This is a genomic window from Variovorax sp. dw_308, assembly GCF_019207085.1.
Classification (GTDB): Bacteria; Pseudomonadota; Gammaproteobacteria; order Burkholderiales; family Burkholderiaceae_C; genus Variovorax.
The window spans coordinates 209,128-233,939 of sequence record NZ_JAATOM010000004.1 but is presented as its reverse complement, the minus strand read 5'-3'; the positions used below and the strand labels follow the sequence as shown (position 1 = coordinate 233,939).

General features: G+C 67.2%; 23 protein-coding genes. 12 read left to right on the top strand and 11 right to left on the bottom strand.

Features of this window, described 5'->3' with window-relative positions; all coding sequences use genetic code 11:
- Positions 1-2: 2 nt before the first annotated feature.
- Positions 3-1,034 carry an aldo/keto reductase gene (locus HCU76_RS10450; protein ID WP_218509179.1) on the bottom strand — a complete coding sequence of 344 codons (1,032 nt, stop codon included), beginning with the start codon at positions 1,032-1,034 and terminating at the stop codon, positions 3-5.
- Between the two features lie 140 nt (positions 1,035-1,174).
- On the opposite strand from HCU76_RS10450, the gene HCU76_RS10445 reads away from it, so the two are divergent.
- The 9 genes from HCU76_RS10445 to HCU76_RS10405 all read left to right on the top strand — a co-directional run bounded on the left by HCU76_RS10445 (position 1,175) and on the right by HCU76_RS10405 (position 9,171).
- Positions 1,175-1,513: a c-type cytochrome gene (locus tag HCU76_RS10445; RefSeq protein ID WP_256354116.1), complete on the top strand. Its 339-nt coding sequence runs from the start codon at positions 1,175-1,177 to the stop codon at positions 1,511-1,513.
- A 117-nt stretch (positions 1,514-1,630) separates the two neighbouring features.
- Positions 1,631-2,254 (top strand): twin-arginine translocation signal domain-containing protein, encoded by a 624-nt coding sequence (locus HCU76_RS10440; RefSeq protein WP_218509178.1) that lies wholly within the window; start codon positions 1,631-1,633, stop codon positions 2,252-2,254.
- 49 nt (positions 2,255-2,303) lie between these two features.
- Entirely contained in the window at positions 2,304-3,872 is a 1,569-nt protein-coding gene (locus HCU76_RS10435; protein WP_218509177.1) for a GMC family oxidoreductase, read from the top strand.
- A gap of 41 nt (positions 3,873-3,913) precedes the next feature.
- Positions 3,914-4,261, top strand: a complete 348-nt coding sequence (locus HCU76_RS10430) for a ribbon-helix-helix domain-containing protein (protein WP_213953518.1) — start codon at positions 3,914-3,916, stop codon at positions 4,259-4,261.
- Positions 4,258-4,794 (top strand): lactoylglutathione lyase, encoded by a 537-nt coding sequence (gene gloA / locus HCU76_RS10425; protein ID WP_213953517.1) that lies wholly within the window; start codon positions 4,258-4,260, stop codon positions 4,792-4,794. Before HCU76_RS10430 ends, gloA begins: the two co-directional genes overlap by 4 nt.
- 50 nt (positions 4,795-4,844) lie before the next feature.
- Complete coding sequence (locus HCU76_RS10420) at positions 4,845-6,356, top strand: FGGY-family carbohydrate kinase (protein ID WP_218509176.1); 1,512 nt, start codon at positions 4,845-4,847, stop codon at positions 6,354-6,356.
- A gap of 42 nt (positions 6,357-6,398) precedes the next feature.
- Positions 6,399-7,286: a sugar phosphate isomerase/epimerase gene (locus HCU76_RS10415; RefSeq protein WP_218509175.1), complete on the top strand. Its 888-nt coding sequence runs from the start codon at positions 6,399-6,401 to the stop codon at positions 7,284-7,286.
- 92 nt (positions 7,287-7,378) lie between these two features.
- Positions 7,379-8,131 (top strand): carbonic anhydrase family protein, encoded by a 753-nt coding sequence (locus HCU76_RS10410; protein ID WP_213953514.1) that lies wholly within the window; start codon positions 7,379-7,381, stop codon positions 8,129-8,131.
- 68 nt (positions 8,132-8,199) lie between these two features.
- On the top strand, positions 8,200-9,171 hold the full coding sequence (locus tag HCU76_RS10405) for a hypothetical protein (RefSeq protein ID WP_218509174.1): 972 nt from the start codon (positions 8,200-8,202) through the stop codon (positions 9,169-9,171).
- A 315-nt stretch (positions 9,172-9,486) separates the two neighbouring features.
- Here HCU76_RS10405 and HCU76_RS10400 read toward each other — a convergent pair whose 3' ends face one another.
- The gene (locus HCU76_RS10400; protein WP_218509173.1) at positions 9,487-11,484 is read right to left on the bottom strand and encodes a hypothetical protein; all 1,998 of its coding nucleotides are present in this window, start codon (positions 11,482-11,484) and stop codon (positions 9,487-9,489) included.
- Between the two features lie 44 nt (positions 11,485-11,528).
- Entirely contained in the window at positions 11,529-12,290 is a 762-nt protein-coding gene (locus HCU76_RS10395; protein ID WP_213953511.1) for an SDR family NAD(P)-dependent oxidoreductase, read from the bottom strand.
- Between the two features lie 89 nt (positions 12,291-12,379).
- On the opposite strand from HCU76_RS10395, the gene HCU76_RS10390 reads away from it, so the two are divergent.
- Entirely contained in the window at positions 12,380-12,928 is a 549-nt protein-coding gene (locus HCU76_RS10390) for a DUF924 family protein (RefSeq protein WP_218509172.1), read from the top strand.
- Positions 12,929-12,939: 11 nt separating this feature from the next.
- Here the strand turns inward: HCU76_RS10390 and HCU76_RS10385 are convergent, their stop codons facing one another.
- Positions 12,940-14,166: a S9 family peptidase gene (locus HCU76_RS10385; protein ID WP_213953509.1), complete on the bottom strand. Its 1,227-nt coding sequence runs from the start codon at positions 14,164-14,166 to the stop codon at positions 12,940-12,942.
- Between the two features lie 214 nt (positions 14,167-14,380).
- Here HCU76_RS10385 and HCU76_RS10380 point away from each other — a divergent pair, with 214 nt between their 5' ends.
- Positions 14,381-15,421, top strand: a complete 1,041-nt coding sequence (locus HCU76_RS10380) for a VWA domain-containing protein (protein WP_213953508.1) — start codon at positions 14,381-14,383, stop codon at positions 15,419-15,421.
- A 4-nt stretch (positions 15,422-15,425) separates the two neighbouring features.
- On the opposite strand, the gene HCU76_RS10375 is transcribed toward HCU76_RS10380, so the two are convergent.
- The 4 genes from HCU76_RS10375 to HCU76_RS10360 are packed head-to-tail and all read right to left on the bottom strand — an operon-like array spanning position 15,426 to position 19,285.
- Positions 15,426-16,547, bottom strand: a complete 1,122-nt coding sequence (locus HCU76_RS10375; protein ID WP_218509171.1) for an NAD(P)/FAD-dependent oxidoreductase — start codon at positions 16,545-16,547, stop codon at positions 15,426-15,428.
- A gap of 4 nt (positions 16,548-16,551) precedes the next feature.
- The gene (locus HCU76_RS10370; RefSeq protein WP_213953506.1) at positions 16,552-17,535 is read right to left on the bottom strand and encodes a tripartite tricarboxylate transporter substrate binding protein; all 984 of its coding nucleotides are present in this window, start codon (positions 17,533-17,535) and stop codon (positions 16,552-16,554) included.
- 35 nt (positions 17,536-17,570) lie between these two features.
- A complete protein-coding gene (locus tag HCU76_RS10365; protein WP_218509170.1) occupies positions 17,571-18,281 on the bottom strand; it encodes an RraA family protein in 711 nt (236 codons plus the stop codon).
- Positions 18,278-19,285, bottom strand: coding sequence for a hydroxyacid dehydrogenase (locus HCU76_RS10360; protein ID WP_218509169.1), 1,008 nt, complete (start codon positions 19,283-19,285; stop codon positions 18,278-18,280). The genes HCU76_RS10365 and HCU76_RS10360 overlap by 4 nt, the downstream gene beginning before the upstream one ends.
- A 95-nt stretch (positions 19,286-19,380) precedes the next feature.
- Between HCU76_RS10360 and HCU76_RS10355 the strand changes: the two genes are divergently transcribed.
- A complete protein-coding gene (locus HCU76_RS10355; RefSeq protein ID WP_218509168.1) occupies positions 19,381-20,310 on the top strand; it encodes a LysR family transcriptional regulator in 930 nt (309 codons plus the stop codon).
- A gap of 27 nt (positions 20,311-20,337) precedes the next feature.
- Here HCU76_RS10355 and HCU76_RS10350 read toward each other — a convergent pair whose 3' ends face one another.
- The 3 genes from HCU76_RS10350 to HCU76_RS10340 all read right to left on the bottom strand — a co-directional run bounded on the left by HCU76_RS10350 (position 20,338) and on the right by HCU76_RS10340 (position 24,681).
- A complete protein-coding gene (locus HCU76_RS10350) occupies positions 20,338-20,754 on the bottom strand; it encodes a PIN domain-containing protein (protein WP_218509167.1) in 417 nt (138 codons plus the stop codon).
- On the bottom strand, positions 20,751-21,008 hold the full coding sequence (vapB, locus tag HCU76_RS10345; protein WP_213953501.1) for a type II toxin-antitoxin system VapB family antitoxin: 258 nt from the start codon (positions 21,006-21,008) through the stop codon (positions 20,751-20,753). The genes HCU76_RS10350 and vapB overlap by 4 nt, the downstream gene beginning before the upstream one ends.
- A 130-nt stretch (positions 21,009-21,138) precedes the next feature.
- Positions 21,139-24,681, bottom strand: coding sequence for a patatin-like phospholipase family protein (locus HCU76_RS10340; protein WP_218509166.1), 3,543 nt, complete (start codon positions 24,679-24,681; stop codon positions 21,139-21,141).
- Between the last annotated feature and the right edge of the window lie 131 nt (positions 24,682-24,812).

Genomic DNA, 24,812 nt, shown 5'->3' with positions numbered 1-24,812 from the left:
GTTCAGCCGACCGGTGCGGCCGGGTCGAGCAAGCCGGCGGACTTCAGGTCGCTCCAAAGCGCGGCCGGCACGGCGGCTTCCGCATCGGCCGCGTTGGCCTCGATTTCCTCGGGCTTGACGCCGCCGAGCACCACAGTGACCACGGCCGGATGCGCCATCGCGAACTGAAGCGCGGCGCGCCGGATCGAGGTGTTGTGCGCCGCGCAGATCTTCTCGATCTTGCGCACGCGCTCCATGATGTCTTCCGGCGCCGGCCCATATTCGAACTTGGCGCCCGGCCGCGCGCCGGTGGCCAGGATGCCGGAGTTGAAGACGCCTGCCAGCATCACGCCGATGTTCTTCTGCAGCGCCAGCGGCAGGAACTCGGCCAGCCCGTTCTGGATGAGCAGCGAGTAGCGCCCCGCCAGCATCGCCACGTCGAAGTCGCCGGCCTTGGCGAACTTGACGCTGACGTCGGACTCGTTGATGCCGAAGCCGATGGCGGCCACCACCTTCTCGCTGCGCAGCTTGTCGAGCGCCTTGTAGGCGCCTTCCATCGCCTCCTTGAAATAACGCTCCGCATCGACACGGCCGTGCGTCCACACGTCGCAGTCATGGATGAGCAGCACGTCGATGCGGCTCAGGCCGGTGCGCAGAAGCGACTGCTCGACCGAGCGCATCGTTCCGTCATAGGTGTAGTCGAAGCGCGGCGCATGCGGGTAGCCGCCGGCGAATCCGGGCGAGAAGACGTCGGGGTTCTTGGGCGGCGGACTGGTGAAGGCGTCCATCACGCGGCCGATCTTGGTCGAGACGATGACCTCGTCGCGCGGCACATGCCGCAGGCCCGCGCCCACGCGGGACTCGGCCAGCCCGTTGCCGTAGTGCGGCGAGCTGTCGAACACCCTCACCCCGCTGGCGTACGCCCGCTCGATGGTGGCGATGGACGTCTTCTCGTCCAGCAGCTCGTAGAGGTCGCCCATGGGCGCGGTGCCCAGTCCGATGGCGGAGAACGCCAGGTTCGTGCCGTTGCGCGTCTGGAAGTTGCGTGACTTCATTGCGAATGTCTCCTCGTTGGTGCCGCGCGAGCTTAGCGCGGCTTTCGATTTTTCGTGCGGCGCGTAGGTAGCGTGCTACCACCCGCGCCGGCCCATCCCGCCGAATAATCGCCTCGCCCCACAACACGAAGAGACAGCCCATGAAGCCCACCCGCATGCGCCGCAGCCCGCGCACCGCCCCAATCGCGCTGGCGCTCCTGCTCGGCGCCGCCACCGCGCCGGCCCTCGCCAACCAGGCGCTCGCCAGCAAGTACAGCTGCCTCGCCTGCCACGCAGCCGCGACCAAGCTCGTCGGCCCTGCCTACAAGGACGTCGCGGCCAAGTACAAGGACGACAACGATGCCGTCGCCACGCTCGTCAAGAGCATCCGCAACGGCGGCAGCGGCCGCTGGGGCGACATGGCGATGCCGCCGCAACCGCAGGTGTCCGAGGCCGATGCGAAGAAGCTGGCCGAGTGGATCCTCGGCGGCGCAAAGTGACTGCCAAGGGCTTTCCCTTGTATGTAGCCAGCTAAAACCCGGCGCGCCAAGGCGGGTGCAACACTGCAATCACAGGGCCGCACCGAGCCCGTCGACGATGAAAACAGGAGACATGACATGCGTGTGATACCCATCGCACCGTTGACGCTCGACAGCGCCGATGCGTGCAGCGACGAAAGCTACGGCTACGTTCCCAAGCTTTCCCTGCCGCTCGCGCGGCGCGAGTTCCTCAAGGGCTCCGGCATCCTCATGGGCACCATCGCCGCGGGCTCCGTGCTGGCCGCGCTGGCGCCCTCGCCGGTCTGGGCGGTGGAGCTGAAGCAACTCAGCGAGAGCGAGGGCACGACGCTCATGGCCATGGGCCGCGTGCTCTACCCGCACAAGAAGCTGCCCGATGCCGTCTACGCGCTGCTGGCCAAGGACCTCGACGGCAAGGCCGATGCGCTGCCCGTGCTGAAAGCCGGCATCGCGAGTCTCGACCAGGCTACCGGCGGCAGCTTCGTGAAAGCCTCTCCGGCCAAGAAGCTGGCCGCTGTGAAAGCCATTGAAGGCACGCCCTTCTTCAACACCGTGCGCGGCCAGTGCGTAACCTCGCTCTACGACAACGACATGGCCTTCGCCGCGTTGGGCTACCCCGGTTCCGCCTGGGAAAAAGGGGGCTACATCACGCGCGGCTTCCAGGACCTGAAGTGGCTGCCGGCGCCATCGCAAGCCGCCAGCCCGCCGCCGTTCTTCGGCTGATTCCGACCCCGCCAGCGACGTAGCACACACAGCAAGCAGGAGACAGAAAATGGCGAAGTTCGACAACACGGACGACTCGGTGGTCGTCATCATCGGTTCGGGCGCCGGCGGCGGCACCCTGGCCAACGAACTGGCCCAGAAGGGCATCAAGGTCGTGGTGCTGGAAGCCGGCGCGACGCAGTCCAGCGCCAAATTCATCAACGACGAATGGAAGTCCTTCGGCCAACTGGCCTGGCTGGACAACCGCACCACCTCCGGCAACTGGCGGGTGGCCAAGGACTTTCCGAACCTGCCGGCCTGGACCTGCAAGACTGTCGGCGGCACCACCACCCACTGGGCCGGCGCATCGCTGCGGCTGGAGGAGCACGAGTTCAAGGCGCGCACCACCTACGGCGAGATCAAGGGCGCGAACCTGATGGACTGGCCCGTCACGCTGAAGGAACTGGAGCCCTACTACGACCGCGCCGAGGACAAGATGGGCGTGACCCGCACCCACGGCATCCCCGGCCTGCCCGGCAACAACAACTTCAAGGTGATGTACGCCGGCGCCACCAAGCTCGGCTACAAGCAGGTGCACACCGGCAACATGGCGATCAACAGCCAGCCGAGGGACGACCGCGGCCGCTGCATGCAGTTGGGCTTCTGCTTCCAGGGCTGCAAGAGCGGCGCCAAGTGGAGCACGCTCTACACCGAGCTGCCCAAGGCCGAGAAGACCGGCAACATGGACCTGCGCCCCGAAAGCCACGTCACCCGCATCGAGCACAACGACGCCGGCAAGGTCACGGGCGTCGTCTACTTCGACAAGGACGGCAAGGAGCAGCGGCAGAAGGCGCGCGTCGTCTGCGTGGCCGCCAACTCGATCGAGACAGCGCGCCTGCTGTTGCTCTCCGCCTCCAACACCTTCAAGGACGGCCTGGCCAACAGCTCCGGCCAGGTCGGGCGCAACTACATGCGCCACCTGACCGGGTCGGTGTATGGCCTCTTCAAGCAACCGGTGAACATGTACCGCGGCACCACCATGGCCGGCATCATCCGCGACGAGGCCAAGCCGAACACGAAGCGCGGCTTCGTCGGCGGCTACGAGATGGAAACGCTGTCCCTGGGCGTGCCCTTCATGGCCGCCTTCCTCGATCCGGGCGGCTGGGGCAGCGGCTTCACCGAGTACATGGAGAACTACACCAACCTCGCCGGCATGTGGATCGTGGGCGAGGACATGCCGCAGGAGAACAACCGTGTGACGCTGCATGCCAGCCTCAAGGACAAGTGGGGCAGCCCCATTCCCAACGTGCACTTCGACGACCACGCGAACGACCTCGCGATGCGCGAGCATGCCTTCCGCCAGGGCCAGCGCGTCTACGCGGCGGCCGGCGCCATCAAGTCCTTCCGCACGCCGCCGTATCCGAGCACGCACAACCTCGGCACCTGCCGCATGGGCGCCGATGCGAAGACCAGCGTCTGCAACGCCCACGGCCAGACCCACGACATCCCCAACCTGTTCATCAGCGACGGCAGCCAGTTCACCAGCGGCGGCGCGGAAAACCCCACGCTCACCATCGTCACCCTCGCCATCCGGCAAGCGGAGTACATTGCCAGCGCGATGACCGCCCGCACGGTCTAGTCACGGTCCAGTCACTGCGGGCTCCAGACAAGGAGGCAGCCATGTGTGAGTTCTTCGTCAAGGCCGATCCGATCCAGTACGAGCAGCGGTCCCGCACCGTGCGCATCCACGGCGTGCTGACCAGCCTGCGGCTGGAGAACATGATGTGGGACACGCTCGCCGAGATGGCCGAGGAAGAAGGCCGCACCACCAACGCGCTGATCGCCCTCTTCCACGACGAGATCATGGCGCACCGTGGCGAGGTGCCCAACTTCGCGTCCTTCCTGCGCGTGACCTGCATGCGCTACCTGCGAAGACGGCTGCTCACTGCCGAGCAGGCGCCGCGCACGCTGGCCGCCGCCCCCAAGCTGGCCCCCATTCACCCTTTGGCAGTAGCGCACGCACGATGAGTTTCGACACCGAAAACCACCCGGGCGTGTGCGCCCAGCCCAGCGACGCATCGCAGGGCTTCGTCTTCAACCACAGCATGCTGCGCGTGAAGGACCCGGCCATTGCGCTGGACTTCTACACCCGCATCTTCGGCATGCGCGTGCTGCGCAAGCTCGACTTCCCGGAGATGAAGTTCTCGCTCTACTTCCTGCACCGGCCCGCGGCGGACAAGCCGCCACCGGAGGACGTCGGCGAGCGCACCGCCTGGACCTTCAGCCAGACCGGCGTCCTCGAATTCACCCACAACTGGGGCACCGAGAGCGATCCGGCCTTCAAGTACCACGACGGCAATGCACAGCCGCAGGGCTTCGGCCACATCTGCTTCTCCGTGCCTGACCTCGATGCCGCCATCCGATGGTTCGACAGCAACGATGTCCCCTACGTCAAGCGCCCCGAGCAAGGGAAGATGAAGGACGTCGCCTTCATCAAGGACCCGGACGGCTATTGGATCGAGATCGTGGAGCCTGCACGGCTCATGAAGCTCGGTCGCTGACATCGCGGCAGTTGTGCTGAAGGCTGGGCCGCGGTAGAAACGCGGACTTCATGCGTTCACTCCTGCTCGGCATCGACATCGGCACCTTCAGCAGCAAGGCCGCGCTGGTCACGCTCGCGGGCGAGGTGCTGAAGACAGCGGTGGTGCCGCACGGCATCTCCACACCCGCGCCCGGCCATGTGGAGCAGGATGCCGATGGCGTCTGGTGGCACGACCTGTGCGCGCTCTGCCAACAGTTGCTCGACGGCTCGCCCTTCAGCGGCCAGGATGTCGCGTCGGTCGCCGTGAGCGCCATCGGGCCGTGCCTGCTGCCGCTCGACGAAGCCGGCCGGCCGCTGCGCCCCGGCATTCTCTACGGCGTGGACGTTCGCGCAGCAAAACAGATCGCCGAACTCGACGCGCTGATCGGCTGCGAGGAGATCCGCGCGTTCTCGCTGATGAGCCTGACCAGCCAGGCGATCGGCCCCAAGATCCGCTGGCTGCGCCAGCGTGAACCCGCTGTGTGGCGCCAGACGCGGCGGCTCACCACGGCCAGCGCGTACCTCGTCTGGCGGCTGACCGGCGAACACCGCATCGACCGGCACACCGCCAGCCATTTCATGCCGCTGTACGACCCTCGCACCGGCGAATGGGGCGAGCGCCATGCCGCACATGTGGCGCCCACGTCGATGCTGCCCGCTCCGGGATGGAGCGATGAAGTCGCAGGGGCCGTCACGCAAGCGGCAGCGCAAGCGACGGGTCTCACGCCCGGCACGCCGGTGGCCGTGGGCGCGGTCGATGCGCTGAGCGAGGCCATCAGCGTGGGCGTGGTCCAGCCCGGCGACCTGATGGTGATGTACGGCAGCACCACCTTCTTCATCCTCGTGCAGTCCACGCCGACGCCCGACGAGCGCGTGTGGACCGTCGCCGGCGCGTACCCCGCGCAGTTCAACCTCGCGGCCGGCATGGGCACCACCGGCAGCCTCACGCGCTGGTTCCAGGACCAGTTCGCGCGCGAGTTGCCGGAGGGCGAGGCGGCGGCGCTCTTCGATGCGGCGGCGCGCGTGGCGCCGGGCGCGGGCGGGCTGGTCTTCCTGCCCTACTTCAGCGGCGAGCGCACGCCCTTGAACGACCCGCTGGCCCGCGGCGTGATCGCCGGCCTGAGCCTGGCCCACACGCGCGAGCAGCTCTTTCGCGCGATCCTCGAAGGCGTGGCCTGCGGCGTGCGGCACAACGTCGAGACGCTGGCGCAGCTCGGCGCGCAGACCCGCCGCGTGGTGGCCGTCGGCGGCGGTGCGCAGACCGACACCTGGCTGCAGATCGTGTCCGATGTATCGGGCCTGCGGCAGGAGGTGCCGAGCCTCACGCTCGGCGCCTGCTACGGCGATGCATTCCTCGCGGGCTGCGCAGCCGGCCTGCTGCGGCGCGAGCAGATCACCGAATGGGTGAAGCCGGGGCGCATCATCGAACCCGCCGCCGCGCTGCGCCCGACCTACGACGCGCTGTACCGCGACTACCTAGACCTGTACCAGGATTCGCGCCGCGTGGTGCATCGGCTGGCGGGCCGGCAAGGTTCGGCGTGAAAGCCGGGTCGGCTCTCTCGAATCAATGAAGGAGCAACGAACATGAAGAACAAGCTCGGAGTCCACGCGCTGGTCTGGGTCGGCGGCTGGAGCCATGACGAATGCGAGCGCGCGATGGCACAGACGGCGGAGATCGGCTTCGACCTGATCGAGATACCCGCGCTCGACCCGTCCTCCATCGACAGCGCCTTCACGCGCAAGATGCTCGACCGCTACAAGCTCGGCACCACGATGTCGCTGGGCCTCGACGATTCCACCGACATCTCGAGCGGCGACCCGCAGAAGCAGAAGCGCGGTGAGGCGCGCCTGATGCAGGTGCTGGACGTGGCGCGCGACATCGGCGCCACGCATGTCTGCGGCATCCTGTACTCCGCGTTCCAGAAGTACTTCGAGCCGCCGACGGAGGCCGGCATCGCGGGCTCGGTCGAGGTGATGCGGCGCATCGGGGAACACGCGGCCAGGGACGGCATCACCATCGGCCTGGAAGTCGTCAACCGCTACGAAAGCAACGTGCTCAACACCGCTGCGCAGGCGGTCGCGTATGCCAGGCGCGTGGGCCTGGCGAACGTGACGGTGCACCTCGACACCTATCACATGAACATCGAGGAAGCCGACCTCGAATCGGCGCTGATCGACACGGGGACGATGATGGGCTACTTCCATATCGGCGAGTCGGGGCGGGGCTACCTCGGCGCGGGCAACATCGACTTCGACCGCGTGTTCCGCGGGCTGGCCAAGGCGGGCTACGAAGGACCGATCACCTTCGAATCCTTCTCGTCGGCGGTCGTCAACAAGCAGCTGCAAGGCATCCTCGGCATCTGGCGCAACCTGTGGGAAGACGGCGCGGATCTTGCGCGGCATGCCAAGGGGTTCATCGAGCATGGGATGAAGGCGGCGCGGGAAGCGCATGCGCGGCAGTCGTCCATATAGCGCCTGCCGACAGGCCCTGGCTGAAAGGAGGTCCGCAAATCGTGTCCGTGATCTCGAACTGATTCCATCCTGACATCCAGAGAAGGACTTTCATGAAACCAGTGAATGAATGCTGCGGACCAGACCGCAACGTGGCCACCAACGGACGCCGCGCATGGCTCAAGGCCGGCGCCGGCGGGGCGGCAGTGATCGCCGGGCTCGGACTTCGAACGGACGATGCCGAGGCGGCAGCGCTGAGCAAGTCGCAGCGCGACGCCATGACACCCGACCAGGTCATCGAGATGATGAAGAAGGGAAACGCGCGGTTCCGCACCGGAAAGATGCTTCCGCACGACTACCGCGCGCAAAAGCGATCCAGCGCCGCGGGACAGTTCCCGGCGGCGGTCATCCTGAGCTGCATCGACTCGCGCGCGCCGGCCGAGATCGTCATGGACATGGGCATCGGCGACACCTTTAATGCGCGCATCGCCGGCAACATCGCGAACAAGGACGTGCTGGGCAGCCTCGAGTTCGCCTGCGCCGTCATGGGCGCGAAGGTGGTGCTGGTGATGGGGCACACGTCGTGCGGCGCCATCAAGGGCGCCATCGACAAGGTCGAACTCGGCAACCTCACCGGGCTGCTCGAAACGATCAAGCCCGCTGTCGAGGCCACGCAGTACACCGGTGAGCGCACCAGCAAGAACTACCCGTTCGTCGACATGGTCGCTCGAACGAACGTGAAGATGACGGTCGATGCCATACGCAGCGGCAGTCCGATCCTGGCCGACCTGGAGAAGAAGGGCAGCATCAAGATCGTGGGGGCGATGTACGACCTGTCGAACGGGATGGTGAGCTTCCTGGGCTGACCATCGAGCGTATTCTGTTCAGAAGGCATTGCCGTTGTGTCTTCAACTGACAAATTGGGGGAAGCAACATGTCACTTACATTTTTAGGCATTGAAAATCCATTGGGCGTGCTCGGTCCAAAAGTGAGGGGCGTTCTTCAAACCGAGGAAGATTTGAAGCCGATCATGAACGTGGAGGCAAATACGGATGCCTCGCAATACGCCACCACTCTGGTCTCGAAGTACAAATATCGATCAGAAAGCTTGACAGAAAAAAGCGCCGGCATTGGCAAATTGATGGTCGAAGACACGATCGACAATCGCAAATACGTCCTGAAACTGCTCAACAATCGCGCTGCCCATCCCGACTTGCGACTGGCAATGTGCAGCTCGTTGAATTCAATGCTGAAGTACCTGCTCGCGTCCTGGACCGCAGGCCAGCCCCAGTTTGAATCCGTCGTCGTATATGGCCATGGGCTTCCAGGAAGCATCAATATGGGATTGGGGAAAATCGGCATCGGGCAACCACGAACTTTTGACCACCCGCAATACAAGGAGCGAAAGGAAATTCGACTTGCGTTCGGACTTGATGAAAAGAGTGATGGCGAGAAGCCGGAAGCGCGACGCATCCGCGACCTTGGGACAAAGAATATCAATATCTGGACGGCTGCGTTCAACGGAATCCTGCCGGCATTGACGGTGAGTGACGATTCGGAGTATTTTCATCTTTTCCTGATGGGTTGTTCCGTCGGCGGAGAAAAGATCTCCAAGGCCGGTGACACGACCTTGCTTCATGAAGCCGCGGTGGCAGCGCTCAGCGCTGCATTGGGAGGTATGCGTGTGTGCATTTCAGCCCCGACTGCTCCAATTGACGACGACCATCTGGACTACCTTCTGACTCGACTGTCGAATATCCGCCAGAAAATTGGAGTGCACGCAGACGTATACCTGAAGGGGGCGGAGAAGGATGAGGATGAGGGTAAGAGCAGGAACAAGAACAGGAACAAGAAAAAGGTCAGGGACACAGTCAAGCTGTTGAGTGCATTCAGCCATCCTTATTGACAAAAATGACAAAAAAATTCACTCAGGCCTCGCCGCAGGTCCTTCTGGACGGCAGAGTGAGGTGTGAGGCGAATTGCAGGCAGCGCTGGCGCCTGCGCAGCCCACCGCTTGAATCGCTCTCCACCCACAAGACGAGCCAAAACTGCGAAGACGCCTTTTGAGGTTTCCCGACATCGCTCACCACGGCGCATCGGGGTGCCGTGGCCGCCGCAACACCGCACGGAAAGCAAATGACGAAGCGAACCCTGGCCGCAACCGCCCTCCTGCCTCAAATGCGCCTGCGCGTTCAGGCGACTGGACTGAGGCGCCTGGTCGTCAGCGATCGTTGATGCAGACCAGCGCCACGGCATAGGCGCTCAACGCAAGCTTGCGGGTGTCGATCGGCTTCACCTCCGACTCGAAGCTCGCCGGCTGCGTGGTGGCCTCGTCAAAGCTGGCCTCGTCGAGCACGATGCCGAAGGGTTCCTCGCCGTGATGCGACACGCTCACCAGCTGGTCCTTCGCGGTCATGTTGGCCAGCCACAGCAAGGTCGCGCCCTTCGCCCGGTAGGCGAGGCATCGCACGCGCGCATCGTCCGACGACCTGGCTTCCACCAACGCGGCGCCGGCTGCGCGCGTGAGCCCAGCCACGACGTGATACGCCGGATACACCGCGCCAGGACCCAGCGCATCGAAGTACGGCACCGTGGATTCGCCCGCACGATGGATGATCCCCAGCGGCCCGGTCGGCGCGCCGAAGCACACGGTCTCCACGCCCCTCGCGGCCAGGCTGGCGACATAGCCCAGCGTCCACGCCGCGCCGAACAAGCCGCGTTGCCTGGGGTCGCTGTTGACCAGGCAGAGGCGTTCGTTGGCGGGATTGGGCGTGAAGGTCTTGCCATGCGGGTTGTCGCGGCAACCGATGGCGCTGGGGCCGATGCGGTAGCCGGTGTCGCCGATGAAGCTGCGCGCGGTCTGCACCTGGAAGGGCAGCGCCTCCAGCGTTTCCATCACCGAGCGGTCGTCGGCTGCGTGCACGATCGGGCAGGTGCCGTTGTGCGTGAAGTCGAGCCACTCGGCGGGCGGCCGCTTGCGGTTGAGTTCGGTGAAGAACGAAAACATGCCGCCTCCCAGCCGCACGTCCGGAAAGGCCTTGCGCGCGGCGCGATACAGGTCGCCCAGGGGCGGCGCCGGCGGCCGGACGCCACCGGGGAGCACGGACTTCAGGTCGCCGACCGGGCAGATGGCCACGGCCGACAGCTTGAGTCCCGCATCGCGGACCCAGGTCGCGACATTCGCCAGCTCGACGTCGAAGGCATAGAGGCTCTCGACCACGATCTCCAGTTCGCACGCCGCGCCGGTCTCCTCGCACAAGCGCCGATACGCTTTCAGCTGCTTGAAGCCATGGCCCGCGCGCCGGTCGAACTGGCAGATGAGCAGGCGCGGCGCCGCCCGCTTGAGCAGGTCCATCGAAGCCAAGGCCGCATCGATCTCCTGCGCCGGCATGCCCAGGCCGATGGCGGGCATGCGATGGCGCTGCTGCTCCTTGCCCAGCGTGATCTCGACGGCCCCTCCGGCGGCTGCCTTGCCCGCCTTGGGCGCGGCCCCGACGAGCGTCATGCTGACCGACTGCCGCACCACCTCCCCGGCCTTCAGCGTGTAGGGCCACGGCCGGGCCAGCGGCCGCACATAGGTCTTGAACGACGCATCGGTCCAGTTGCGGTGATCCTCCATCTCGAAGGTGTCGCCCTCCATGCGCACGACGGCCTTCAGGCCGGGCATGACCTCGTGCGTCAGCGCGCGCAGGTCCAGGAAGGGTTGCACCGGGTCGACCAGCGCGGGGAAGGTCGAGGTCAGCACCCGGCCATCCACATGCTCCACCTCCAGTGCGTGGCCCGCGACGCCCTTCAGCGGATGCAGCACCACGAAGCCGGTGCGCGCGGTGAGGAAGTCAGTCCGTGGCGTGGCCGCGCCGGTGAATTCGAGGCTGCCGTCGCTGCGCCCCTCGATGCGCGCCTCGTAGCTGAGCGATTGGCTCCCACGCTTGCAGTCCGCGCGATAGCGCACGCTGAAGCTGTCCTTGCGCTGCTCGACGACCAGGTCGCGCAGCGTCGGCACATAGGTTCCCCAGTTCTCGTCGCGCACCAGGAAGGCCAGCCCGCGCAACACCTCGACGCCCGCGACGCGCAGGTAGCGCAGGTTGCCGTTGTCCAGCTCGACCGTGAGCGGCCCCGCGCTCAGCAGGCGCCCCGCACCATCGGGCTGCTCGGTGCCGCAGAGCTTGACCGCACGGGAAACGCGCGGCGCGCGCGAGGGACCACTGCCTGACTTCATCGCTTCGCCTTCCAGAGAAATTTCCGAAGGCGAAACATTGCCAGCTATTGCGCCAGAAATCCACCGTCCACAGGCAGGGTATGCCCAGTGATCATGCGTGCCCTGGCCGAAGCCAGGAAGACGATCGCCTCCGCCACGTCGGCCGGTTCGGCCAGGCATCGCATCGGCGTCATGTCGAGCACGCGGTTGAGCAACTCGGCATTGCTGAACAGCCCGACCGTGAGTTCCGTGCGCACCCATGTCGGCGCCACGGCGTTGACGCGAATGCCTTGCGCGGCCCATTCGACCGCCAGCGCGCGCGTCATGTTGACGATCGCGCCCTTGGTCGCCTGGTAGGACACGTTCGGATAGAGCCCGCCGCCGGACAAGCCCATGATCGACGAGACATTGACGATGGCGCCCCCGCCCGCCGGCAGCATCCGCCGCGCCGCCGCGCGGCTGCACAGGAACACCGCCGTGAGGTTCACGTCCAGCACCGCCTGCCAGTGCGAGACGGGCATCTCGACGGTCGGGTGGCGCAGCGCGATGCCTGCGTTGTTCACGAGGACGTCGATGCGCCCGAAGCGCGCCATGACCTTGTCGAAGGCCGGTTCCACGGCCGACTCGTGCGTGATGTCGACGTTCTCCGCCAGGTGCTCGATGCCCCGCGCGGCCAGCGCTTCGTGCGCGACCGCCAGCGCCTTCTCGTCGCGGTCGAACACGACCGGCGTCGCCCCTGTCTCCACCAGCGCCTGCACGGTGGCCCAACCGATTCCCTTGGCGCCGCCGGTGACGATGGCGATGCGCGGCGTTGCGGAAGCATTCATGGTTTGTCGGCTTTCAGCGGACACAGTGGAGGATCAGTGTACGCCCGCACCCCACGCATCAAGGCAGGCCCGGTGGCATCATCCGCCGCATGAACGCCCTCCCCTCCGCCCGCGATGTCGTGGCCTTCTGGCGCGAGGCCGGCCCCCGCCGCTGGTTCGCGAAGGACGCGGCCTTCGATGCCGAGTTCAAGTCACGCTTCGAAGCCGCCCACCATGCCGCCGCCACGGGCGCGCTCGACCACTGGGCCGACGATGCCGAAGGCGCGCTGGCCTTGCTGATCCTGCTGGACCAGTTGCCGCGCAACGCCTGGCGCGGCAGCGGCCACATGTACGCGACCGATGGCAAGGCCCAGGCGATTGCCCGCGGGGCGGTCGACGCCGGCTTCGACCAGCAGGTCGACGACGCGGAGATGCGCGCGTTCTTCTACCTGCCGCTCATGCACTCGGAATCACTCGACGACCAGCACCGTTGCGTCGCGCTCTGCACCACGCTGAACGAGGAACAGGCGCGCTACGCGGTGCACCATCGCGAGATCATCGAGCGCTTCGGACGCTTCCCGCATCGCAATGCAGTGCTTGGGCGCACCGCCACGGCGGAAGAGCAGCGGTTCCTGGATGGCGGGGGGTTTGCGGGCTGAGGGCCGGGCCTTCACGCCTTCTTGGGCAAATCCTCTTGCAACTGCTCATCCAGCCAGTCCAGCACCCGCTGGTTGAGCAGCGAGCGGTTCTGCATCTCGCAGTGGGTGCCGGCGCCTTCCGCCGCAGTGAAGCGCAGCAGTTGCTTCGGGCATTTCAATGCTTCGAACAAGGCCGCGGCCGAGTGCGACAGCCGATCGTTCTCCGCTGCCGTGATGAGCGTTGGACAGCGGATCGAATCGATGCGTCCGTCGAGCGTGAACTTCTCGGCCTCGGCGAAATAGTCGCGAAGGTTGTTCACACCGTGGACCCAGTAGCCTCGCTTCATGACGCCCCAATGCAGCTTCGGATCGTTGGCGATGAAGGTCTCCAGCCGCTCGATCCACTGCGCGGGCAGATCGCTCAGTCGCGCGGCCAGCTCGACCGGGACGCCCAGTTGCACGGCCGCGGCGCTGAAGCCGGAAGCCACGCTCGACAAGCCCGGATCCGCGATGCACGCAGCCAGGCGCGGCTCGCCGGAGGCGCCGCGTGGCGCCAGGTAGCCGCCAAGGCTCAAGCCACTGAGCACGATCCGCTGCGGATCGACGATGTCGAAGGTGAGCGCGTGGTCGACGACGGCGCGAACGACCGTCTCCCAGTCCGGCCGCTGGCGCAGTCCCTGCTCGTACAACGCGCCGCCCTGGCCAGGGCCGTCGAACGCGAGGCAGTGATAGCCGCGACGGCTCGCGGCCACGACGGAGCCGAAATACAGGTCGGTGATGGTGGCGTCGTATCCGCTGAGAAGGATCAGCAACGGACGCCGCTCGTGCCCGCGCCTTTCGGCCGGCAGCAGGTAGCCCGGTAGGGTCGTGCCCTCGAACGGAATGCGCAGGCTGGTCGCGGGGGTCTCGTCCAGGGCCAGGGCGCTCTCGAACGCAGCGGTCTGACTCCGGAATGAAGCCAACAGGCGCGGGTCCACGGGCTCACCGAAAAGGGGGTGGAAGGCGGCCGCATGGAAGCAGCTCGCCTTGAGAAAGAGGCCGCGTGCGCTGTCCCGGTGGCCGCGTCCGAGCGCCTCTTGCGCGTTGGCCGAGAGACGCTCTGCCGCCTGCGTCCAGGCGGCATGGAAGGCGCTGTCGTCGCCATCCCCGACCGCCGCACCCACGGCCGCGATCTCGCCGTAGTCGGCGCCGCCGTAAGGAATGTAGGCGAGAGGCCAGCTCCCGAATTCATCGTGGAGATGGTTGCGAAACAAGGCCATTGGTACTCCTCAGGGCCAGAAGTTGGCCGCAGCCGACGGGCTCGAATCGTATAGGCGGGCGGCTCCCGCGTCATCCTCTTTGCGCGCCGCTGGTTGCGAAAACCACCCTTCGCAGGCACGATATTGCCGCAGTGCGGTGAACCCTCGCGCTCACCATTTGCCGGTGCCGGACTGCGACTGCCGAGTTGCATGAAAAGGTCCGCCACGCGCCGCCATGTCCTTCCTCTGGCCTCAATACCTCTGGCTCTTGCCAGCGCTGGTGCTGCTGCCGCTGGCCTACGCCTGGCTGCTGCGCCGGCGGAGCAAGGCGGCCTTGCGCTACAGCAGCCTGGGCATCGTTCGCGCGGCGGCGGCTGGCCGCAACTGGCGGCGGCACCTGCCGCCCGCGCTGCTCCTGCTGGCCTTCGCAGGGATGCTGCTGGCCGCGGCGCGCCCGGTCTCGCGGGTGCCGTTGCCATGGGCGCGGTCCACCATCATGCTGGCCATGGACGTGTCGCTCAGCATGCGCGTCAGCGACGTCAAGCCGAGCCGCCTGGAGGCCGCGCAGGAGGCAGCCAAGCTGTTCCTGCGCGAGCTGCCCAAGGACATCGAGGTCGGGCTCGTCACCTTCGCCGCCAGCAGCCAGGTCGCGCAGCGCGCCACCCTGGACCGCGAGGTGCTGGCCGCTGGTATCGACGCCTTCCAGATGCAGATGGGCACGGCCGTGGGCAACGCCATCGTGCTGAGCCTGGCGGAGCTGTTTCCGGAGCAGGGCATCGACCTCGCAGACCTGAGCTCCGGCGGCGGCAAGCCGCAGGGTCGCAGCCTGGACGCGCAAGCGAAGAAGGCGCCCCGCGAGTTCACGCCGGTGGCGCCCGGCTCGTACAACTCGGCCGCGATCATCCTCCTGAGCGACGGCCGCCGGACCACGGGGGTCGACACGCTGGAGGCGGCCAGGATGGCGGCCGAGCGCGGGGTGCGCATCTACGCCGTCGGCCTGGGCACGGCGGAGGGCGAGGTCGGCACGCCCGAGGGCATGGCCATCTACCTCAAGCTGGACGAAGTCACGCTGCGCGAAGTGGCGCGCATGACGGGCGGCGAGTACTTCCATGCCGCAACGGCGGAGATGCTGAGCAGCGTCTATGGAAACCTCGGCACGCGCGTGCAGGTGGTGACGCGGGAGACCGAGCTGGCCGGGGTGCTGGCGCTGGCATCGGCGGTGATCGCGATCGTGGCCGCCCTGCTGTCCATGATCTGGTTCCGACGCATCACATAGGGCGTCACGCCATCGCCAGCGTCCGCTCCACCACGTGGTCCCCGATCGCCAGCGACGAGGTCAAGCCCGGCGACTCCATCCCGAACAGGTTCACCAGCCCCTGGATGCCGTGCTGCGTCGAATCCAGGATGACGAAGTCCGTCGCCGTGTTGTGCAGCGACGAGCCCGGGCCGGCCAGGCGGGGGCGGATGCCGGTGTAGCCGGGTTGCAGGTCACCGTCCTGCAACGCCGGGTAGTAGCGCCGGATCGAATCGTAGAACGCCGATTCGCGCGAGGCATCGAAGTGGTAGTCCACGCCGTCGCGCCAGCTCAGGTCCGGGCCGAACTTGCATTGCCCGCCCAGGTCCAGCGTGACGTGCGCGCGCAATGCGCCGTCGCGGCCGGTCGGGTACACGAGGTGATTGAACGGCGACTTGCGCGCCAGACTGAAGTAGTGGCCGATGGCGTAGTACAGCGGCGGCACCAGGCCGGCCGGCATGCCCTCGATCGCACTGGCCACGCGTTGCGCACCCAGTCCCGCGGCATTGACGACGGTGCGGCAGTGGACCTGCATCGCTTCCGGGCCGCCCACCTTCAGCACCACGCCATCGTCGTCCGCCGCGCCGCCGACCACCTGGCTTTGCAGCGCCAGCGTGGCGCCATGGTTCTCCGCATCGCCGAGGTAGCTGAGCATCAAGGCATGGCTGTCGACGATGCCGGTGGACCGCGAATGCAAGGCGCCGACACAAAGCACCTCGGACTCCATCGCACGGGCCTCGTCGGCATTGAGCAAGCGCAGGTCGGTCACACCATGCGCCGCGCCGAGTTCGATGTACTTGTGCAGGTCCGCCAGTTCCGATTCCTGCGCCGCGACGATCAGCTTGCCGATGCGCCGGTGCCCGACGCCGCGCTCCGCGCAATAGGCGTAGAGCGCCGCCTTGCCCGCGACGCACAGCCGGCCCTTGAGCGCGCCGGGCGCGTAGGAGATGCCGGCGTGAATGACCTCGGAGTTGCGCGCGTTGGTCTGCGTGCCGATCGCGTTCTCGCTCTCCAGGATCACGACCTCGCGGCCCGCCATCGCCAGGGCGCGCGCGATGGCGAGCCCGACCACACCCGCGCCGATGACGGCGCAATCGATCTTTTCCATGGCCTCAATCCAGCTTGATGCTGGCCTCGCGGATCAGGCCGCCCCACTTGGCGTGCTCGGCCTTGATCAGCGCCGCGAACTGCTCCGGCGTGCCGGTGACGGGAATGCTGCCTTCGCCGGACAGGCGCTCCTGCACATCCTTGCGGCCCATGATGGACACCACCTCCTTGTTGAGCAGGGTGACAGCGTCCGCAGGCATCTTCGCCGGGCCGACGAGGCCGAGCCAGGTCACGGCCTCGAAGCCGGCGAAACCCTGTTCCGCAACGGTCGGCACCTTGGGCAGTGCCGGCAGCCGCTGGGCCGAGGTCACGGCGAGGGCGCGCACCTTGCCCGCCTGGACCTGCGTCATCACCGACACGCTGTTGCCGAAGTACGCAGGAATTTGTCCACCAAGCAGGTCGGTCATGGCCGGCCCGGCGCCCTTGTACGGCACCTGCAGGACCTGGATGCCGGCGCGGCGCGCCAGCAGTTCGCCCGCGAGGTGACCTACGGTGCCGTTGCCGGCTTGCCCGATGCTCATGGTCCCGGGCTTGTCTTTCGCGGCCTTGACCAGGTCGGCCAAGGTCTTGTACGGCGAGTCGTCGCGCACCACCAGCACCACGGGCTGCACCGCGATCTCGACGATCGGCGTGAAGTCCTTGAGCGGATCGAACGGCATCTTCGAATACAACGCCGGGTTGATGGCCAGGTTCGAGGCCTGGCCCATGCCGAGCGTGTAGCCATCCGGCGCAGACTTGGCGACGGCGTCCAGGCCGATGTTGCCGGCCGCGCCGGGCCTGTTGTCGACCACCACGATCCACTTATGCAGCGTGGTGAACTTCTCGGCCACGAGGCGCGAGGTGGTGTCAGTGCCGCCACCGGGCGGGAACGGCACGATGAGCTTGATCGGCTTGCTCGGGTAGGCCCCTTCGGCCCATGCCGCGGCGGGCGCGATGGCGGCGGCTGCGAGCGCCAGGGAGGTCGACAGGAGGAAATTGCGTCTGTTCATGGAAATGCCTCGTTGGTACTTGAAGGAGTGACGGTTCAGATCGGCAGGCCCTTGGCCCGCAAGGTCGCGTCGAAGCGCTCGGGGTCGGACTTGCCGGCCGCGTTGTCGGCGCGGATCTTTTCCTCCTTGACCAGGTGGGCGCGGGCACGCGTGAGGACGTCGGCGGCTTCGGCCGCGGGAATCGCGATCACGCCATCGGCATCGCCGACGATCAGGTCGCCCGGCAACACGGCCAGGCCGGCGCAGGCGATCGGCACGTTGATCTCGCCCGGGCCGTCCTTGCTCGGGCCACGGTGCGTGTGGCCGCGGGCGAAGACCGGCATGCCCTCCTCCGCCCACTCGCACAGGTCACGCACCGCGCCGTCGATGACCAGGCCGCCCAGTTTCTTCGCCACGCAGGTCGTGCGGATCAGGCCGCCGACCAGGGCTTGCGACACATCGCCGCCGCCGTCGATGACCAGCACGTCGCCGGGCTGCACCATCATCAGCGCCTTGTGGATCATGAGGTTGTCGCCGGGGCGCACGCGCACCGTGACGGCCGGGCCGCACAGAACCGTGTCGAGGCGGCCATGGTATTGGCGCAGGCCGACCGTGCCGATGTTGCGGCTCATCGCGTCGCCGATCGCGGCCACGGGGATCTCGCGGAATGCCGAGACGATGTCCGCTGCGGGCCCCTCGACGCGGGGGTTGATGCGGTAGCCCGCGGGCCACTGCACCGGCGCAGGGATTGAGGGGTTGGTGGTCATGCGGACACTCCTGAAGCGGGGGTTGTCTCGTTGCGAAGCAGCTGCGGATTGACGCAGGCGGATGGATCGGCGGGACGGCCCTGCAGCCAGCCCAGCACATTGCGCGCGGCGCCGCTTGCCATGCCGGCCAGGGCGGCCGGCGTCGAGCCGCCGACATGCGGCGTGAGTACGACGTTGGGCAGTGCGGCGAGCGGGCTGCCCGCGGGCAAGGGCTCCTGCGCCATGGTGTCGAGCCCGGCGGCGTGAAGCTGGCCGCTTTGCAGCGCGTCGATCAGCGCGGGCTCGTCGACGACTTCACCGCGCGCCGTGTTCACGAGGATGGCGCCACGCGGCATCGCCGCGAATTGCGCCGCGCCCAGCATGTTGCGCGTGTGCTTGTTGAGCGGAACGTGCAAGCTGAGCACGTCGGACAGCGGCAGCAGCGCATCGAGCGAAGGCAGCGTGCGAACGCCGTCCACCGGGCTGGCACCGGCCTTGAGCGCAGGGTCGAAGGCCACGACCTTCATGCCCAGCGCCATGCAAACCTTGGCCACGCGCTGGCCGATCTGCCCGAAGCCGACCAGGCCCAGCGTCCGGCCTTGCAACTCGACGCCATCCTGCGCACGGGACCAGCGGCCATCGTGCAGTTCGCGGTCCATCCAGCCGATGCGCCGTGCCGCGGCGAACATCAGGCCGAGCGTCATCTCCGCCACCGACTGCGCGTTGGCGCCGGGCGTCACGTACACCGGAATGCCGCGTTCGGTGGCCGCCCCCACGTCGATGTTGCTCACGCCGACACCGTGCTTGGAAATCACCTTCAACGTCGGGCAGGCTGCAATGGCATTCGCAGACAAAGTGACCGTGCGCGAGATCACCGCATCGATCGGCTCGGTGGCCATCAGATGCTCGAGCTCCTCGACGCTCTCGGCATCCTTCAGGTAGATCACCCGCGCCCCGGCATGGGCCAGCAGGTCCACGCCTGCCTTGGCCAGCTTGGGCGCGGTGACCAGAACTGTCGCTGTCATTGGACTGTCTCCGTTGTTGTTGGACTGGATTCTGGAAAAACCCATTCATTCCGTCCATTCGATAATGTTCATCTTTCGATTCCTGTGATTTATCAATGGACATCAACCTCCGTGACCTGAAGTACTTCGAGACGGTGGCCGAGCTGGGTCATCTGGGCCAAGCGGCCGACAAGCTCGGCCGCACGCAGCCGGCGCTGACCAAGTGCGTGCAGCGCCTGGAGGAAGCCTTCGGCAGCGCGCTGTTCGAGCGCAAGGGGCGCGGCATCCAGCTCACGCCCGTGGGCGAGGTCTTGCTGATGCGGGCCAGGCTGTTGCGCAGCGCCACGGAAGAGGCCCTGCGCGAGGTCGGCGACTTCGCGCGCGGCAACGCCGGCCACGTGCGCATCGGCAGCGGACCGATCGCCGCCGACCACGTGCTACCCGAGATCTGCAGCCTGCTGCTGGCCGAGGCGCCGGGCACCACCATCGACATCACGATCGCGCCGAGCATGGCGCTGCGCGAGCGCCTGCGCGAAGGCACGATCGACCTGCTGATCGGCCTCATGTCGGAGCATGACGATGCCTTCGTCACCCATTCGATCGTCGAGGACGTGGTCGTGGTCGCGACCAGCCCCAGCCATCCGGTGTTCGACCTGCCCAAGGTCACGATGAACGCGCTGCTGCAATGGAACTGGGTGCTGCCGGACCAGGCGACTCCAAGCCGGCAATGGCTCGATGCGGTGTTCCAGTCGCACGGCCTGGCCAAGCCGACCGTGCAGATCAACGCCAACTCGATTCCCCTGCTGCCGCGCCTGATCGCGCGCACCGATCTGCTGAGCTTCCTGTCGCGCCACACGCTGGGTACGGGCGACCGCCGCAACGCCTTGCGCGAGGTGCCTCTGAAGGAGACGACCCTGCGCCGCAAACTCGGCGTGACCTACCGCAAGGAAGGCTATCTGTCGCCAGCGGCGCAACGTCTGGTGACGCTGCTGCGCTCGCGCGGGGAGCGGCTGTTCACCTCCGCGATGGCAACGGGATCGGAGTGAGGGAGGCGCAAGCAGGCAAGCTCGCTGCTACTTCATCCAGTTCTCGACCTGCAGCCCCTTGACCCGGCCGAAATCCTTCGTGTTGTTGGTGACCACGATGGCGTCCATCGCACGCGCGTGCGCGGCGATCATCAAATCGGCCGCGCCAAGCTGCGCACCACGCTTCTTCAGGTCCAGCCGAATCTCCGCGTAATGCTGCGCGGCCTCCTGCGGCCACGGCGCGACCGCCAGGTGCAGTTCCAGGTTGTCCAGCGCGGCCTGGTTCTGCTTGCGCCTCGCTGCGGCCGAGGCCCGCACGCCGTAGCTCAGTTCCGCGAACGTCACGACGGACATGAGCTGCTGTTGCAAAGGAACCGCCTGCACGCGAATTTCCAGCATGGGTGACTCGCGGCGCATCAGGAAGATGCAGGTATCCGTGTCCAGCATGTAGACGGGTGCGGTCAAAACGACCGCTCCTGGACCGGCAGACGCTCCGCATCGGCCATGAAGTCCGGCGATGCCACTACGGGCGATTCAAAGAAGCCGCTCCAGTCCGCAGGGCGCGGCGTCAGGATCACGCTCTCGCCCTCGCGGCGAATAAAGACCTCGCGCACGGAGTCTGGAAACCGGAAGTCCACCGGAATCGAAACGGTTTGAACGCGGTTGTTCCAGCCAACACGCGCGGTCGGCCGGTGGGTGGAGGCTTGTGGTATTGCCATGTGTCACAGCATATGGCATTCGCCGCCATATATCAAGCCATGTGGCAAATGCGCGCTCTCGCCCGTCGGCTTTGTCAATTCGACTTCACCCATAGCGAGACAGGCCGGGCGCGGGCCGCCCCGGCGACTTTCAGTAAGTCGCATCCTTGCTCCGCGGCAGCCACACCTCGATGGCGCCCGGCGTGCTCTTCAGCGAGGGCGGCAGCTTGATCACCGTCCAGGCCTGGCCGTTCGGCAATGGGGCGGTGAGTTGCAGCAGGTCGGTGCACGCGCGTGCGCTGTCGGCCTGGATGACCATGGTGGGGACAGGATGGCCTCGCGGCGGCGAGCGTCCTTGCCGCTGCGAGGTGCTGATCAGGTCCTCCGTCGGCGGCACCGAGGCGCCGAGTTCGCGCCAACGCCAACGCCATTCGCGGACCTGCTCGCGCATGGCCGGGCCGTAGATCTGCACATAGACGACCGTGCCCGCACAGGCGGCGCTGCTGATCGCGGGAGGCACGGGTGGCGGCACTGGCGGCACGGCCGGTCCGGGGGGACCGACCTGCGGCGCTTCGGTTCCGGCCGGGGGCGCGGGGTAGGACGGCGTGCCGGCCTTGGGAGCCGGTCCGGTCGCCACGGCCACCGACGGCGCAGCACCGGTCAGCATCTCGTTCAGCCACACCACCATCGGCCACGGCGTGGGCAAGGTGCCGCTGCAGTTCTGCGACGGCGGCGTCAACCCGGTGTAGTCGCGCGCCCAGTAGCGCGGCGCGCATGGGGGTGCCTGCGCGGGCTGCAGGCAGTCGATGCCGTTGGCCGGGTCGAGCAGCCGCGCGCAGGCCGGCGTGCGCTGCTCCACCGGCTCGCGCGTGCAAGCCGCCTTGGCATCGTCGACGATCCGCACCGACAGGCGGAACTTCGCCATGAAGTTGTCGCCGCCGTCGCGGCACAGCAGGTCGCCGGTGCGCAGCAGTTCCGCCGCCAGCAAGGCGGGCGCATCGCCGCTGGTGCCCGCGCCGTTCTTCAGCCGCGCCCACAGTTGCGACAGGTCCTTGAAGGCCGCGTTCTCCGATTTCTCCGCGTCGGCGAGCTGGGCGCGCCAGCTGTCGATGCCCTGCCACGCGGCCACGCCGATGGTCGCGGCCGTGCCCAGGCCCACGGTGGCCGTGACCGCCCCGGCGCGGAGCACGCGAGCCTGCAGCCGGCTCGCCGTCGTCGCCATCGTGCCGGCGGTGCCGGCAGGTGGCGCACCATCCGCGGCAGCCCGCGTGCCCGCAGCCTGCGCCGCCTGGCCGTCGTCGGGCATGAACAGGCCGGGCGCGCCGTCAGCCACCATGTCGAGCAACTCGCCGTCCAGCCGCGTGCCGATCTGGGCGCCCAGGCGGAAGTAGCTTTCCCACTGCGCCTCGTCGAAGAACTGGTCGGTGGTCGGCTGCTGCGGAAACGCCGGGTTGGCCGCCTTGAAGTTGACCAGGTCCACCGGGAGCGCGGCCGAGACGTTCGGCTTGACCAGGATGATCTGCCCCGTCGCGCCGCTCGTGTAGCGCACTTGCGCGAGCGCGAGGCAAGCCTGGCTGGACGGCGACGCCAGGTCGTTGAGCGAGCCGAAGGCTTCGAGCTGCGGCAGGCTGGCGCCGGGCCGCGGCTTCATGAAAGTGATCTCGGCGTTGAGGTCGATGCGGGCGCGGCGGATGAGGATCTCGAGGTCGCAGAAGCGGTAGTCTGGGTCGGCGCCGCAATCGGCAATCACGATCAAGGCGGCCTCCTGCCGCAGCAGTGCATACGCGCCGGTGTTCTCGAAATGGCCGCCGTCGCTCAGGTACCAGTTGGCCGAGCTGCTGCCCGGGAAGGCGCCGAAGCATTCGAGCAACAGGAAGCGCGTCTTGGTCAGCAACTTGGTGCCGCGCACTGCCGCGCCACGTTGCAGGATGCCGGCTTCGGCGCTGTTCCACCAGTAGCCCAGCCGCAGCCCCGCGAACACGGTGAGCGCCGCAATGCCGCGCTTGGTCAGGCGGCCGAAGCCGGGCGCGAACGCGGCGCCGGAGATGGCCGTCCACGCGCCCAGCGTCATCGCGCCATCGCCGTGTGCCTTGGCCCATTCGGAGCCACCCGCCTGCATCCAGCCGAGCGGCCCGATGGTCATCGGCAGGCTCTTGCGGTCGCGGTTGAAGAGCTTCTGCTTCGGGTCGTGCGTCTGGTTGATGCAGACGTTGGCCAGGTGCACCGGCCCGCCGTATTGGTGCGGCGCGTACTTGAGTTGCGAGATGTCGTCCTGCCCATCCACCTCGCCCACCGGCACCTGGGGCGGCATGAGCCCGGAGACCTGGTCGGTCGGGCTCGCGCCCAGCCGCCGGGCATTGGCCGCGCCGAGGTAGCCGCGCACGATGCGCGCCTTGTAGAACATGTGCAGCGACGAGATGTTGAGGAACGCGAAGTTCGAGCCCGTGAGCGTTGCATACGCACCCAGGACCACGAACATCGCCGCCAGCCAGGCCCAGCCGCGCCAGAACTCCAGCCCCTCCGGCTGGAACACCTGCAGCAAAGTCGCCGCATACACCACGCCGATCCACCATGCGGCCAGGCAAAAGGCCAGCACCAGGCCGAGCACGCTCGCCAGCGCGGCCAGCATGCTCTTCTCCAGTCCCGGCGTCTGCTGTTTCTGCGACAGGATCACCGGCAGCACCGCGCGCAGGATCGCGGCCACCACCAGCAGCGTCGCGCCATAGGAGGCCCGCATCTGCTGGTTCTCCGCGGCCAGCCACCAGGCCGAGCGGTCGAGCAGGCCCAGCACGCCGATCAGCAAGGTGGTGTTGAGCACCGCGGCCAGCGCATCGGTCAGCTCGTTGCGCTGCTGCGCAGCCGTGCGGTGGCGGCTGCGGTACACGACCCAGGTCAAGGCGATGACCCAGCACAACGCAAAGCCAACGAAGGCGGCCGACAGCCAATCCGGCCCGCCGGCATAGATCACGAGCATCGGGCCGAGGATGCAGGCGCCTATGCTCAAGACGCACCACATGCCCACCTGGACCAGCAGGAACTTGAGCGAGGGTTTGTCGCGCACCGACCAGTACGCGCACGACAGCACGATCGACGCGATGAACGGTCCCGCGGCGGCAAACCACAGCGTGGGCAATTGCGTGGCCGCCTTCACCAGCAGCCCGATCGTGGCCTGCGCCGTGGTCGGCTGCGTGTTGTTGAGGTCGACCGCGCGAAACACCGCATCCCACATCAGCAGGTTGCTCGCGGCCAGCGCCATGCCGACCAGGCAGGCGGCAATCGCCAGCTCGATGTGGGTGCCCAGCAGGTTGCGCAGGTAGAGCGCCGCGGCAAACAGCGTATCGCGCATACCGCCCGGTATGAGGTAGCGGCCGTTGGCGCGCAGCCACCAGCCGAAGCGCGCGCGGTCCACGTCGGCGAAGGCGCGCTCGATCTCGCGCACCTCGTCCGCGGATTTCGCGTCGGTGCAGAGGCGGCCCAGCGTGGCGCCGATGTAGCCGCCGCCGGAGACCGTCGACACGATGTCGAACTTCAGCAACTGGCGGTGGGCCGCCAGGGACTTGATCAGCCCCAGGCAAAAAGTAGCGCTGCGGATGCCACCACCCGACAGCGCCAAACCCCAGGCGCGACGACCATCGTCCGCGCCATTCAATGCTTCGCGCCGTGTCTTCACAAGCTCACGCAGCGTCTCATCCATCCGGTGACCTCGGTGTGGAGACCCCACTATTCCATCCGCGAACGGAGGCGGCAATTTGGCGGACGGTCTATGGCGCAACGGCAACGGAGCTTGCAGGCATAGTGCTTAGGTGCGCTTCGCCTGCTCCCCTG

Coding starts and splice junctions, on each gene's coding strand:
- HCU76_RS10420 (WP_218509176.1), top strand. CDS start 4,845: ATGCGTTCACTCCTGCTCGGCATCGACATCGGCACCTTCAGCAGCAAG.
- HCU76_RS10360 (WP_218509169.1), bottom strand. CDS start 19,285: ATGACAGCGACAGTTCTGGTCACCGCGCCCAAGCTGGCCAAGGCAGGC.
- HCU76_RS10380 (WP_213953508.1), top strand. CDS start 14,381: ATGTCCTTCCTCTGGCCTCAATACCTCTGGCTCTTGCCAGCGCTGGTG.
- HCU76_RS10435 (WP_218509177.1), top strand. CDS start 2,304: ATGGCGAAGTTCGACAACACGGACGACTCGGTGGTCGTCATCATCGGT.
- HCU76_RS10450 (WP_218509179.1), bottom strand. CDS start 1,034: ATGAAGTCACGCAACTTCCAGACGCGCAACGGCACGAACCTGGCGTTC.
- HCU76_RS10395 (WP_213953511.1), bottom strand. CDS start 12,290: ATGAATGCTTCCGCAACGCCGCGCATCGCCATCGTCACCGGCGGCGCC.
- HCU76_RS10375 (WP_218509171.1), bottom strand. CDS start 16,547: ATGGAAAAGATCGATTGCGCCGTCATCGGCGCGGGTGTGGTCGGGCTC.
- HCU76_RS10440 (WP_218509178.1), top strand. CDS start 1,631: ATGCGTGTGATACCCATCGCACCGTTGACGCTCGACAGCGCCGATGCG.
- HCU76_RS10355 (WP_218509168.1), top strand. CDS start 19,381: ATGGACATCAACCTCCGTGACCTGAAGTACTTCGAGACGGTGGCCGAG.
- HCU76_RS10390 (WP_218509172.1), top strand. CDS start 12,380: ATGAACGCCCTCCCCTCCGCCCGCGATGTCGTGGCCTTCTGGCGCGAG.
- HCU76_RS10365 (WP_218509170.1), bottom strand. CDS start 18,281: ATGACCACCAACCCCTCAATCCCTGCGCCGGTGCAGTGGCCCGCGGGC.
- HCU76_RS10445 (WP_256354116.1), top strand. CDS start 1,175: ATGAAGCCCACCCGCATGCGCCGCAGCCCGCGCACCGCCCCAATCGCG.
- gloA (WP_213953517.1), top strand. CDS start 4,258: ATGAGTTTCGACACCGAAAACCACCCGGGCGTGTGCGCCCAGCCCAGC.
- HCU76_RS10405 (WP_218509174.1), top strand. CDS start 8,200: ATGTCACTTACATTTTTAGGCATTGAAAATCCATTGGGCGTGCTCGGT.
- HCU76_RS10400 (WP_218509173.1), bottom strand. CDS start 11,484: ATGAAGTCAGGCAGTGGTCCCTCGCGCGCGCCGCGCGTTTCCCGTGCG.
- HCU76_RS10430 (WP_213953518.1), top strand. CDS start 3,914: ATGTGTGAGTTCTTCGTCAAGGCCGATCCGATCCAGTACGAGCAGCGG.
- HCU76_RS10340 (WP_218509166.1), bottom strand. CDS start 24,681: ATGGATGAGACGCTGCGTGAGCTTGTGAAGACACGGCGCGAAGCATTG.
- HCU76_RS10370 (WP_213953506.1), bottom strand. CDS start 17,535: ATGAACAGACGCAATTTCCTCCTGTCGACCTCCCTGGCGCTCGCAGCC.
- HCU76_RS10410 (WP_213953514.1), top strand. CDS start 7,379: ATGAAACCAGTGAATGAATGCTGCGGACCAGACCGCAACGTGGCCACC.
- HCU76_RS10385 (WP_213953509.1), bottom strand. CDS start 14,166: ATGGCCTTGTTTCGCAACCATCTCCACGATGAATTCGGGAGCTGGCCT.
- vapB (WP_213953501.1), bottom strand. CDS start 21,008: ATGGCAATACCACAAGCCTCCACCCACCGGCCGACCGCGCGTGTTGGC.
- HCU76_RS10415 (WP_218509175.1), top strand. CDS start 6,399: ATGAAGAACAAGCTCGGAGTCCACGCGCTGGTCTGGGTCGGCGGCTGG.